General features: G+C 37.2%; 16 protein-coding genes. 2 read left to right on the top strand and 14 right to left on the bottom strand.

Annotation, left to right across the window (positions count from 1 at the left end; genetic code table 11):
- Window positions 1–15: 15 nt before the first annotated feature.
- Window positions 16–462, bottom strand: a complete 447-nt coding sequence (gene argR / locus ACWPUA_RS04910) for an arginine repressor (RefSeq protein WP_004250715.1) — start codon at window positions 460–462, stop codon at window positions 16–18.
- Between the two features lie 153 nt (window positions 463–615).
- Between argR and argS the strand changes: the two genes are divergently transcribed.
- Both argS and ACWPUA_RS04900 read left to right on the top strand, forming a co-directional pair.
- Window positions 616–2,307 (top strand): arginine--tRNA ligase, encoded by a 1,692-nt coding sequence (gene argS, locus ACWPUA_RS04905; RefSeq protein ID WP_454379527.1) that lies wholly within the window; start codon window positions 616–618, stop codon window positions 2,305–2,307.
- A 411-nt stretch (window positions 2,308–2,718) separates the two neighbouring features.
- Window positions 2,719–2,967, top strand: a complete 249-nt coding sequence (locus tag ACWPUA_RS04900) for a MarR family transcriptional regulator (protein ID WP_454379525.1) — start codon at window positions 2,719–2,721, stop codon at window positions 2,965–2,967.
- A 34-nt stretch (window positions 2,968–3,001) separates the two neighbouring features.
- Here ACWPUA_RS04900 and ACWPUA_RS04895 read toward each other — a convergent pair whose 3' ends face one another.
- The 13 genes from ACWPUA_RS04895 to ACWPUA_RS04835 form a co-directional block, all read right to left on the bottom strand.
- Window positions 3,002–3,247, bottom strand: a complete 246-nt coding sequence (locus ACWPUA_RS04895; RefSeq protein ID WP_454379523.1) for a hypothetical protein — start codon at window positions 3,245–3,247, stop codon at window positions 3,002–3,004.
- A 33-nt stretch (window positions 3,248–3,280) separates the two neighbouring features.
- Window positions 3,281–3,748: a class Ib ribonucleoside-diphosphate reductase assembly flavoprotein NrdI gene (gene nrdI, locus ACWPUA_RS04890; protein WP_454379521.1), complete on the bottom strand. Its 468-nt coding sequence runs from the start codon at window positions 3,746–3,748 to the stop codon at window positions 3,281–3,283.
- 75 nt (window positions 3,749–3,823) lie between these two features.
- The gene (locus tag ACWPUA_RS04885; RefSeq protein ID WP_454379519.1) at window positions 3,824–4,354 is read right to left on the bottom strand and encodes an ABC transporter permease; all 531 of its coding nucleotides are present in this window, start codon (window positions 4,352–4,354) and stop codon (window positions 3,824–3,826) included.
- A gap of 61 nt (window positions 4,355–4,415) precedes the next feature.
- Complete coding sequence (locus ACWPUA_RS04880; RefSeq protein ID WP_454379518.1) at window positions 4,416–5,702, bottom strand: response regulator transcription factor; 1,287 nt, start codon at window positions 5,700–5,702, stop codon at window positions 4,416–4,418.
- 2 nt (window positions 5,703–5,704) lie between these two features.
- Window positions 5,705–7,378 (bottom strand): sensor histidine kinase, encoded by a 1,674-nt coding sequence (locus tag ACWPUA_RS04875; RefSeq protein ID WP_454379568.1) that lies wholly within the window; start codon window positions 7,376–7,378, stop codon window positions 5,705–5,707.
- Complete coding sequence (locus ACWPUA_RS04870; protein WP_454379516.1) at window positions 7,356–7,988, bottom strand: YesL family protein; 633 nt, start codon at window positions 7,986–7,988, stop codon at window positions 7,356–7,358. Before ACWPUA_RS04870 ends, ACWPUA_RS04875 begins: the two co-directional genes overlap by 23 nt.
- Before the next feature lie 533 nt (window positions 7,989–8,521).
- Window positions 8,522–8,728, bottom strand: coding sequence for a CsbD family protein (locus tag ACWPUA_RS04865; RefSeq protein WP_006149345.1), 207 nt, complete (start codon window positions 8,726–8,728; stop codon window positions 8,522–8,524).
- Window positions 8,729–8,764: 36 nt separating this feature from the next.
- On the bottom strand, window positions 8,765–9,394 hold the full coding sequence (locus ACWPUA_RS04860; protein WP_414264317.1) for an Asp23/Gls24 family envelope stress response protein: 630 nt from the start codon (window positions 9,392–9,394) through the stop codon (window positions 8,765–8,767).
- Between the two features lie 11 nt (window positions 9,395–9,405).
- Window positions 9,406–9,576 (bottom strand): DUF2273 domain-containing protein, encoded by a 171-nt coding sequence (locus ACWPUA_RS04855; RefSeq protein ID WP_004250679.1) that lies wholly within the window; start codon window positions 9,574–9,576, stop codon window positions 9,406–9,408.
- Window positions 9,577–9,587: 11 nt separating this feature from the next.
- Window positions 9,588–10,151, bottom strand: a complete 564-nt coding sequence (gene amaP, locus ACWPUA_RS04850; protein ID WP_118138997.1) for an alkaline shock response membrane anchor protein AmaP — start codon at window positions 10,149–10,151, stop codon at window positions 9,588–9,590.
- Window positions 10,152–10,236: 85 nt separating this feature from the next.
- Window positions 10,237–10,476 (bottom strand): GlsB/YeaQ/YmgE family stress response membrane protein, encoded by a 240-nt coding sequence (locus tag ACWPUA_RS04845; protein WP_006149342.1) that lies wholly within the window; start codon window positions 10,474–10,476, stop codon window positions 10,237–10,239.
- 417 nt (window positions 10,477–10,893) lie between these two features.
- Window positions 10,894–11,232, bottom strand: coding sequence for a Cd(II)/Zn(II)-sensing metalloregulatory transcriptional regulator CadX (cadX, locus tag ACWPUA_RS04840; protein ID WP_414320570.1), 339 nt, complete (start codon window positions 11,230–11,232; stop codon window positions 10,894–10,896).
- An 11-nt stretch (window positions 11,233–11,243) separates the two neighbouring features.
- Window positions 11,244–11,858 (bottom strand): CadD family cadmium resistance transporter, encoded by a 615-nt coding sequence (locus ACWPUA_RS04835; RefSeq protein ID WP_006152989.1) that lies wholly within the window; start codon window positions 11,856–11,858, stop codon window positions 11,244–11,246.
- Window positions 11,859–11,863: the final 5 nt, after the last annotated feature.

The raw sequence follows: 11,863 nt of genomic DNA, 5'->3' as shown, positions 1-11,863 counted from the left end.
GAAGCTCTCAAGACCTTATCTATCTTCCATTAACTCTAGCAAGCGTTCTTCCATGACTTTAGCTGCATGTTGATCTTTACAGATAACCAACAAGGTATTCGCTCCGGCAACAGTACCTAAGATCCACCCATCTTTATTTGAATCTACTACATTGGCTAAAACGGATGCTTCTCCAAGTTTAGTGTGGAGAACCAAGGTGAATTCGGCTCTTGCAACACCCTCTAAGTGATGTGAAAGGAATTCGACCAGATCAATCTTCTCTGTCTCATTTGCTAACACATAGTAAACAACATCGTTTTTCTTAACTTTGGTTAAGCCAAGCTCTCGCAAATCACGAGATAAGGTTGTTTGTGTCACAAAGACATCACAGGCTTCCAATCGATCTTGAATTTCCTTTTGAGTTCCTAATTTTTCTTCTGTAATCATTCGCTTGATGAGCTGATGACGTTCTCTTTTTCTCATAAGATCCTTTCGATTGCATATTTATTACATTTTACATTTTTTTAGTAAGAATATTATATCAAAAAAACTGGATATTTCAAAAAATATCTCTTCTTTCAAAAAAAATGTAGTAAATTGTGATAAAATAGTAGAAAAGCCCTAAAGGAGCCTTAAATGAATACAAAAGAATTGATTGCTAGCGAGTTGGCTAGTGTCATTAATAGCCTGGACCAAGAGGCTATTTTACATTTACTAGAAACACCTAAAAACTCAGATATGGGAGATATCGCCTTCCCTGCCTTCTCATTGGCAAAGATTGAACGTAAAGCTCCTCAAATGATTGCTGCTGACATCGCTGAAAAGATCAATAGCCAAGCTTTTGAAAAGGTTGTAGCAACAGGTCCTTACGTAAACTTCTTCCTTGATAAGGGTGCCATTTCTGGTCAAGTACTGCAAAACGTTATCACTGAAAAAGAGCACTACGCTGACCAAGAGATTGGCAATCAAGATAATGTTGTCATTGACATGTCTAGCCCTAATATCGCTAAACCATTTTCAATAGGTCACCTTCGTTCAACAGTTATCGGAGACAGCTTGTCACATATCTTCCAAAAAATCGGCTATAAAACTGTCAAGGTCAACCATTTGGGAGACTGGGGTAAACAGTTCGGGATGTTGATTGTTGCCTACAAGAAATGGGGTAACGAAGAAGCTGTCAAAGCTCATCCAATTGACGAACTCCTCAAGCTCTATGTCCGCATCAATGCTGAAGCTGAGAACGATCCAAGTTTGGATGAAGAAGCACGCGAATGGTTCCGCAAACTTGAAAACGGCGATGAGGAAGCTCTCGCTCTTTGGCAATGGTTCCGCGATGAAAGCTTGGTAGAATTTAACCGTCTCTACAATGAGCTACAAGTTGAATTCGACAGCTACAACGGAGAAGCCTTCTACAATGATAAAATGGATGCTGTTGTAGACATCCTTTCTGAAAAAGGATTATTAGTCGAATCAGAAGGTGCTAAAGTTGTTAATCTTGAAAAATATGGAATTGAACACCCAGCTCTTATCAAGAAATCTGACGGTGCAACTCTCTACATCACACGTGACTTGGCTGCGGCCCTCTACCGTAAAAACGAATACCAATTTGCAAAATCTATCTATGTCGTTGGTCAAGAGCAATCAGCTCACTTTAAGCAACTCAAGGCTGTCTTACAAGAGATGGGGTACGATTGGAGCCAAGATATTGTCCATGTTCCGTTTGGGTTGGTAACAAAAGAAGGGAAAAAACTTTCTACTCGTAAAGGGAATGTTATCTTGCTAGAACCAACTGTTGCAGAAGCCATCAGCCGTGCTAAAGCGCAGATTGAAGCCAAAAATCCAGAACTTGAAAACAAAGACCAGGTCGCTCATGCTGTTGGAGTTGGGGCCATTAAATTCTATGACCTTAAAACTGACCGTACAAATGGATATGACTTCGACCTTGAAGCTATGGTATCCTTCGAAGGGGAGACTGGCCCTTATGTTCAATACGCCTACGCTCGTATCCAATCAATCTTGCGTAAAGCTGATTTCAAACCTGAAGCAGGTGCCAACTATAGCTTGAACGATGCTGAAAGCTGGGAAATCATCAAGCTAATCCAAGACTTCCCACGTATTATTAAACGTGCAGCTGATAATTACGAACCTTCTATCATCGCTAAATTTGCAATCAGCTTAGCGCAAGCCTTTAACAAATACTATGCCCACACTCGTATCTTGGATGAAAGTCCAGAACGTGACAGTCGTCTAGCCTTTAGCTATGCAACAGCAGTCGTCCTCAAAGAAGCCCTTCGTCTGTTGGGTGTAGAGGCGCCAGAGAAGATGTGATTCAGTACCAACAATTGGAACTAAAGGTTCCTAATTGTTGGACGCTAGCCGCTTTTATGCGGACTAGCTAACTGCCTCACTAGTTCTATAACATAAATAACATCGATTTATGTTATAGAACGTCGTAATCTTCAAATTACTGGAACTAAAGTTCCTAGTCTCTTGACGGCAATCGCTACTGGGCGATTTGCCTAAACGCCTTACTAATGCATCCAAATAAATAATATCGACTTATTTGGATGCATGTCGTGATCTATTAAATTAAATTAATTTATTACTAAGCAAGCTCAGTAACTAACGTCAAATCCTATTCGGACTTTGGCTAGGCGCTTACAATACTATCACTCGAAAGGCGAAGGATATTCGTTTTTCTCTAACCACTTACTTCTTTATCACCTAGGGAGAATTTTTATGAGCCAGTATGCTTATATTCTAGTTGTTATCAGTCTTCTTTTTCTCTTTCTTGTCAACAAATATGAAAAAGAGAAACTTCAAAGACTGCTTCAGGACCAACTATTGAAAGATCAAGATTTTCGTGCAACTGTCAAAGAGAAAATCCAAACGATAGAAAATATCAATGATGTCATTGATTACGTGAATAAAGGCTACCGTTTAGGGATTCCCATTTCAAAAGAAATTGTTGACGAAATTCGCAACTAACAAAAAGACTCGAGATGACATTTCTCGAGTCTTTTTATTTTTTTCTGACAGCTAAGATTTCTACCAGGATAACAATCCCTAAGGATACCATGGTTCCAAATGGTGCTGCATCTTCATCAAAAATTTTCTCAGAGAACAGTAGCAGAGCAAGCGCTAATAGTAGCAAAGCACTGCATAGCATAATATCCTTGAAGCTTGGTTTGCGTTTTATATACTTTAAAAATGATTTCTGTAGTTTACTCATTTCGATTGTCCCCTTTGAAGTAAATCCTTTATCCATAGAATAAAACTCTTCCTCAGAAAATCTAGCCTCTTATAAAGCTTCTAATTCATACAAGTCCGCAATAATCCCTGCAACCCTTTTAATATCTCCCAGCATTCCACGCATCTCAAAGTCAGCTAGAACAGGGAAACCAAAGCGCTGGCTGTATTGCTTGGCGGTCAAACAGTATTGGTTGTTAAAATTGCGGTTACCCGATCCTACGACTCCAAAACATTTACTGGCATTATCACCATACGCAATAAAGTCACCTACAGGTGTCGTTAAGATTTCCACATCTCCGTTATCAACACCATTCCCACCTTCTAAGTAGGTCGGCAAAAAAGTGACAAAAGGATTTGACATTTCATAGAATCCACGTTCTTCCTTGACCAGCTCTTTGATGTCAATCTTTTCAACATCAATATTCGCATACCGCTCCAACAAATAAGCTTTCAAACGTGTTACAAAACTCTCCGTGTTGCCGCTTAGACTGATATAAACTAAGGAAATTTTTTTCATCTTTTCCTCCCTCTTTCTCGAATCCAAAAAAATAACTACCAAGATTGTATCTTGATAGTTATCCTTTGTCAACTCTTAGGCGAGTTCTTCCTCTTGAGATTCTGTTAATTCTTTTTGCTGACGCCATATTTTATAGAAGACGATTCCCAAAAAGATAACATTGATGACGATGAATATGATAGTGGTTACTTTTGACATGACTTCCATTCCTAAACGTAGGGTGTCATCTTTAATCAATTGCATAGCATCTTGTAAATTCATATTGTCATGGACTAGTCCAACAATAGCTAGCAAGGCATATCCAACATAAGTGTAGTTTGCCAACTGCAAGTTCTTACGAATTAAGAAAACAAAGGCTACTACAACTAGGATAGCAGATAGAATAATGAGTATCGTGTTAAAAATAGAGTGAGATGACTCTGACACTTGGTGGGCATAGTTGACAGCATCTTCTATTTGTTGAGCACTAAGTGTCCCAACATTTTCTTGGCTAGCACGAAGGGCGTCCTTACTAGGTACTGGAGTGAATATTCCAACTACTGCCAAGGCTGAATTAATCGCTGATAAGACTAATAAAACCCATAGATAGATTGGTTTATTTTTCATAAAAGCAACCTCCTCATAATTTTGAATTTATTATAGCATATTTTAAGATGGATAACAAAAGTTAGAGGGTGACTTCAATCTGCTTGCGGTAGGCCTTCGGAGACTTTCCACATAGTTTTCGAAAGACCTTGTAGAAATACCCTACATTACTATAACCAACCGTATAGCAAATATCCTCAATACTATCATTGGTTGATAGTAAAAGTTGCTGGGCCGCCTTAATCCGTTGCTTATTGAGAAGCTCAGCAAAGGTTGAATTGGTTTCCTTCTTGATTAACTGACCTAAGTACACAGGATTGATAAAGAGATCCTTGCTGATATCCTTGAGAGAAAGTTCTTTTTTATAGTCTCTACCAATGACTTCGAGTACACTGACGACATTTTCATTCATACGGTATTGACCAAAGAAGGACGTCAAGGTTTCCTTGGTATAAGCCACTAAATCTTCAAAGTTTGTAATGGCATGAATTCTTTTGACAATATCTGTCATATCATCTGCTTTCAAATGCTCAAAGAGATGGAAGACATCCATCACAAACTGAGTAAAGAGTTGCTTGGTAATGGACACCCTCGGTGTATTTTCTAACACAATCTTCTCAAGCAAATTCAACTCTTCGATAATCTGCTGAAGATTTCCTTGGATAATCACCCGATAGATGGGTTCATAATAAGAGAAGAGACTTTCAGACTGATCGAGGTTTACAGTTCCATAGAAGAGTGCTTTTTCAACGTCAAATTTCCATTTTTCAAAGTTGGCCTGATAAGGCAACTCAAAAGGCATGACGAGTAAACCATCGAATTTCTGAGCTGCAATCACAATCTGCCAGTCCTGACCTAAAACATAGTAAGGAATGACAAAATCCCCTTGTTTCTCTTGGGAAAGGCCAATCCACCAGTTTTCTTTTTGAGACAGGTGTGCTTTAAATGCTTCGTCGTCTATCTTTTGGCTCAACATTTCTGGTTCATGCACTTTCTCACGAAGCTGACCAAGGATTTTCTCAAGTAAATGCTCCAGTTCAACCTTATCAACTGGTTTGACAAGATAATCTACAACATTGAGGTTCATGGCTTTCTTGACATAGTCAAATTCTTGATAGCCGGAAAGAAGGATATAGTAAGCCTCTGGCAAGAGTTCCTTCATTTCCCCAATCATTTCAAGTCCTGTCTTGCCAGGCATGTTGACATCAGAAATGACGATATCTACGGGATGTTCTCGAACATAGTCCAAAGCGTCGTCAGCATGATTGGCTGTTGCAACGACTTCCATATCCCATTTTTCAAAAGGGATCAAACGCTTAAGTCCTTCTGTAATCATGTACTCATCGTCAACTAATAGTACTTTATACATGTTTATCCTTTCTCTTCATCCTGAATGGTGATTCTATATTGAACACCTTTTTGTTCAGCTGATTCTACACTGATGTTATAGCGGTCTCCAAAGTAGAGCACAAAGCGTTCGTGGATATTAACAATCCCAATAGACTGTCGTTGCCCCTTATAATCTGCTGTGTGTTCAAAGGTTCTTTGAGCCAGTTTAGCTTGAATTTCTGCTAGTTTTTCAGCAGACATCCCACGACCATTATCGGTTACTAAGATTTCGACATAGCCATCTTTTTTCAAAGCCTTGATACTGATAACATTATCTGTTCTTCTGTGATCAACTCCATGGGCAAAATAATTTTCCACTAACGGTTGGAGGGTGAACTTTGGAATACGCATTTCTTCCAATTCAGGGTCAATCTTAAATCCATAGGCAATGGATTTTGGATAGCGAACCATACAGAGATAACTGTACTTCCGACAAAACTCCACTTCTTGTTTGAGGGTCGTTTCTCGCTCGTCAGAGATATTATTGCGCAGGAGACTACTGAACTCATAGATGATATCTGCTAGTTCATTTTGATTTTCCATCACCGCGTACATCCGCAAAAATTCCAGAGTATTGTACATGAAATGCGGATTAATTTGAGCTTGTAAGGCTCGCATGTTGGCATCTTTTTGATTGAGTTCCAGTTGATAAATATCGTGAATATTACTTTCTAGTCGATCCAACATATCATTTGTCGACTCAGCAATTAGTAGCAGTTCCTGGTCCTTTTTATCTGTGTCGATTCTCTTGGTCTGCTCTCCCTTAGTAATGGCTTGGATAGAGTCCACCAAGTCCACAACCTGACTTTGATAGTCAGAAAAAGTCCTTCTTAAGGTCATATATAAAATGATGATAAAGAGGGCGCTCAAACCTAAAATAAGTGCCGAACTCGCTAAAGTCCCACTCCAAACATAATCCTTTGGTACAGCTACTCGAACTTGATAACCATGGGCAGTTGTTCCTACCAACCAAGACTCATTCGTTCCCTTCGCTCCAATATAGAACATATCTGTTTCATATGGTGCAATGACTGTTACTGCTACAGGAATTGTTCCCCTAGTATTGTCAATCGCTTTATAGAGAACTTCTGGTTCTACGGAAATATAAATGACCCCTAGAGCTTGGTCCGAGATGGGATCAGATACTGGAACAGCGAAACTATTAGCATCTGGCTTGAAGTTCTCAGCTGGAATTTTCTGTCCACCCCTGTTTCCTCTTTTGGAAACAAATACATCTGTTGAATCCTGTAGAACAATCGAAATACCTGTTACAAAATCGTTTCGCACGTAAATATCATCGATATTTTCATAAATGGAAACGGAAATATAGGGTGACGCCTTGCGTTCTAACTGCCAGTAAAAATAATCCGGCGTACTAAGGCTAAAATATTTGTAAATCCCTTCAATCCGAGCTTGATTATCCACTAAACTCTGGGCTAGACGGGTAGACTCTCGATAGTAGTATTCAACTTCATCGACTGTTCGAGCGAGAACACGCTGACCGACACGATTGGCTTCCCTTTCACGCATATCCCAGTCTGCATAAGAAATCAAGAGAGCAAAGCAGGAAATGATGATAATCATCACCAGACTATAGATTCTTAAGAGTGAGTGGAGGCGGAATTGTTTGGTCTTATTTGGTTGCCAATTTTTCATGAATACTTTCATAAACAGGCTCCAATAAATCACTAATAAAGAAGTGCCACATTCCAATGCCTACAAAAGCAATGAGGGCTGGCATATAGAAGCCAATAATGGCTAACAAGACGCTACCAAATAGAACTTTGGCCACTGCTGATAAATTCATAAAAATTCCAATAAAGGCAAGCTTTAAGGTGTTTTTATAGGACAATTCAAAGTAAACCTGTAACTTTAAAGATACCGTATAGGCCAAAAATACCAAGGCTACTAAAAAGATATTTAGAAATGTTGCTGCCAAGTGGATAATGGTCTGGTTTGGCAACTGAATCATCAGATACAAGCCATAAATCAAGATGAAGTCAATCCCTATAAAGGTGTAGAAACTGAGATTACTTTTGACAAAATTGCTCTTAAATAAAGCCCATGCTTCCTTGAAACGATAAGCACGGTAAGAATAGCCGTTTTCAGCAAATAAACTCATGAGAGTTGCACTAGCGGGTGCTATACCAAAAACCACTCCTCCTGCTAGTGTCAATAACCAAAAATAAGCCGTCGCAATCATCCCCAAAAAGAAACGATGAAAGACTAGCTCAATGAAATTTCCCACGGTTTGCCTCCTATACATTAATCTAGTTTCATTATAACATATTTCAAGCGCTCTCAGAAATAGGAGCACTAAAAATAAATACATTTATTGGTTTAATAAGGATCTTTGTACTATAATAAAGATAGATAGAGATACCGATTAATAATCAAAGAACAGAGGCTTTTCCAGGGCAGATGGATATATTTGAAAATTAGATAATTACTATTCAACTTATTTATTGGATTACCAAATAACGAAAGGAGTATGGACCATGACTGTTTATACTTTAAGAACTATATTGATGTTTATTTCGCTTGGAATAAATTTTTTCTCTGGTAAATTGTTCAAACAACATGAAAAAAGAGGGAGAATGATTTGTGGTACAATCTTAGTAGTCGCCTACTTATTAACATATCTGTTCTAAGTCATTTTAAGAATACAGGAATTTGTTTGTCCTGTATTCTTTTTTCTCTATAAAACTCTATAAAACGTGCATTGATAAAAACGAATAACAAAAACACCCCCGGTTAGGGAGTGTTTTCAAGGAAAATAGCAAGATTACCTAAATTTCATTATTTAGCGTCGTCTTTTTTAAAGATGTTTTTAACACCTTCAACAGCGCCTTCAATAGCGTCTTTTGCATCTTCAGCGACTTCTTTCACTTTAGAAGCAACTTTTTCAGCAGCTCCTTCGCTTTCAAGTTCTTTGTCGCCGATCAATTTGCCAACGCCTTCTTTAACAGATCCTGCTGCTTGGTTGAATTTTTCTTCTGTAGACATAAGTATGTCCTCCTTTTATTTTTTCTAAATTAGTAATTAGTGAACACGTGGTTCTGCTTTGGCTGCAGCGTCTTTAACATTGTCAACGCCTTGGCCAACTTTTTCTTGAACGAATTCAGCGCCTTCGCCAAGTTTTTCTTGTGCTGCTGCGACACCTGAACCGATACCAGATTTCACTCTAGACAATTGTTCTGACGCGAATTCGCCTGTTGATTCTGCTACGTCAGTTACACGATCTTGAAGGCTAACTGAGTCTGCTTCATGTTGTTCTTTAGTTTTGATATCAACAACATTAACGTTAACTTCAACTACTTCTAGATCAGTCATTTTCGCAACTTCTGATACGATAACGTCTTTGATTTCCTTGTATAGAGTTGGAACGTTTTTTCTGTACTCTACGATAACGTTCAAGTCAACTGCTACTTGTTCTTTACCAACTTCAACGTTAACACCGTGTGTTACATCGTTAGTGTTAACAAGTTTTTCTGTAAGATTTGAGAAGAATCCACCGTCAACATGTAATAGTCCTGGGACTCTATCTAGTGAAAGACCGATGATTTTTTGAATAACTTTATCTTCGTAAGTTAATTCTCCGCGAACATCTTTAGAAACAACAACATCTTTTTTTTCATTATTTACATTTACATTTTTTTCTACGTTTGACATATGAAACTCCTTTATTTATTTAAATAATTCTTCTGTACATAGTATCCCAACCAAATTCCTAGGGCTCCACAGATTAAAACGAATAATGTTTTAAAGAAACCGAAGGATAGGATGAAGCAGGCTAGAATAATACCTACTACACCACATAGAATTGGGTATTGATATTTTTTAAACCATTCCATTTTTTACTTCCTTACTTTACACGACTAACAATTTTCTTAGCTGCTTTTTGAGGGTCATATTCTTTCACTGAAACTTCCAGTTTAACCTCTCGATCAATACCAAAGAATTCTTTCAATCCTTGAGTGATTTCGTTTTGAACTACTTCAAATTTGTTAGCAATGTTATCTGAAAGAACAGCTGTACCTTCTACATAAACGAAACATTTCTTTTTCCGAGTATGTACCTGAATTTTGGGATTTTTGACCATCTTGTGTTCATCCAATAAACATCGAACAAACCCTTCAATAGCTGAATTCTTTAGTTTTAAATTATCATCTTTAGTTCCAAGTTTTATTTCCAGATATTGTTTAGGATAAAACAGGATTACTAACATCCATAATAAAACTAAGATAGACAGGCCTAGAAGCCCCCAAAATACATATCTAGCGAGATAATATTCAAATGATGTCTGTCGCCAGCTAGTCAATTGAATTCCTAAATCACTAACCTGGTGGTAATCTATCAAAATAGGAAGGAAAATTGTCAAGATTAAAATACAGAAAATAAACAATAATATTTTCTTTGATTTTGACATATAAAATCCTTTCAATTAGTGCAACAAACCATAGCTTTACCCGTCATTATAAATTAAAAGCTATAGACTGCTTTCGAGTAAAACATTAACCTTTTTTACCCAAAAAGAATGATACCACAGAAACTACAATCACTGCACCAACAATAGATGGGATGATAGCCATACCAGCTAGTGAAGGTCCCCAAGTGCCAAGGAGTGATTGACCTACTGATGAACCGATTAAACCGGCAAAAATATTAGCAATTACTCCCATTGAGCCACCCTTTTTAGTGATTGCTCCTGCTGCAAGGCCGATAAAGCCACCTACAATAATGGACCACAACATAATATGCGCCTCCTTTCATAGCCCAATATATCTGGGTTAAATATAGTATATCAAAATATGAGAGCGTACTCAAATTATATGCTCACGAATATGTGCTTTAATAAATTTTAAAACAATACAAAAACGCTCTAGTCATTGTGACTAGAGCGTTTTCCCTATATCCGAACATCTAATTTATTTCACAAAAAATGTAGTCATTCGGTTGATTTTTATTGCAATACATTGAAATTGAAAAAAATAAAAAACGCTTAAAACAAGCGTTTTTCTTATGTATTGATTCGTATTGAATGCTTACTTTACTTCTATAAAAAGATTAAATAATTTCTATTTTAGCTGTTAGAAACGTTGGTACATCAATGTTTTTAGAATGCTACATAATAAAAGGTAGAGTGGATGGTAGAGTAGTAAAAATAGTTGTTATCCTAGTTGATTAAAAAAATCTCTGATTTCCTCATCTTTTATAAAATAATATATAATTTTCCCCTCTCTTCTAGTATCCAAGATGTTTTGATTGGCTAGTTTACGAAGATGGTGGGAGGCAGATGCCATACTGAGATTTAGTAAACAGGCTATATCACAGACACAGAGTTCTTCAACAGCAAGGAGATAAAAGATGATATTTATCTGTTTATTATCGGTAAACTTTGATAAAATACGAAGTGATTTTTGGACTTTTTCCTTTTCAAAGTAGTTCGTTGCGGTTGTAACATTTTGTTGATTAATAACATCCACTTGGCAGATACTATCTTTTTTCATAATTTTTTCTCCTAGCCGAACACAGTTCTTAGCATGTCAAAGCTGTTGTTTTCAATCAGGATATACATCCCCAATCCTAAATAGACAACGGCAATAAACCATCTGCTATATTTCTCCAAAGTTTCTCCAACAGAAGGGACTTGTGCCAATTTTTGGGCAGAAAAAACCAAGAGATAAATCATGACTAGAAAAGTAAGTAAAGCCACTATCAAATTCGCTAAATTTAAGGTAATAAAATATGGGACAAAAACACCAATATTGTCAGCACCACAACTTGCAAAAGTAATCATAGCGACTAGAAAAATCAGGTTTTTATCATCTTTGCGCAAACCATCTTTTGCAATAGCTTCTCCATCAGAATCTCCTAAAAGCAAAACTTTGAGTCCTAGGAAAATTGGAATCAAACCGAGCAAACCTAAAATCTCTTTACTAGGAATATAATTTAAGACAAATGCAAAAAGTAAACTTAGCAATATTAGACTAACAGAGCCTAGAAATTGTCCTAAATAGATGTTAATGATGTCTTTTCTGCTTTTTCTTTTGGCAAAAAATAACATTAGGATAATAAGTAAGTCTACGGCTGTCCCAGAATACAGGATTATTGAAGTAACAACATTTTGAACCATAAAAC

This window comes from Streptococcus sp. Marseille-Q6504 (genome assembly GCF_965111625.1).
This window is presented reverse-complemented; position numbering and strand designations above follow the sequence as displayed.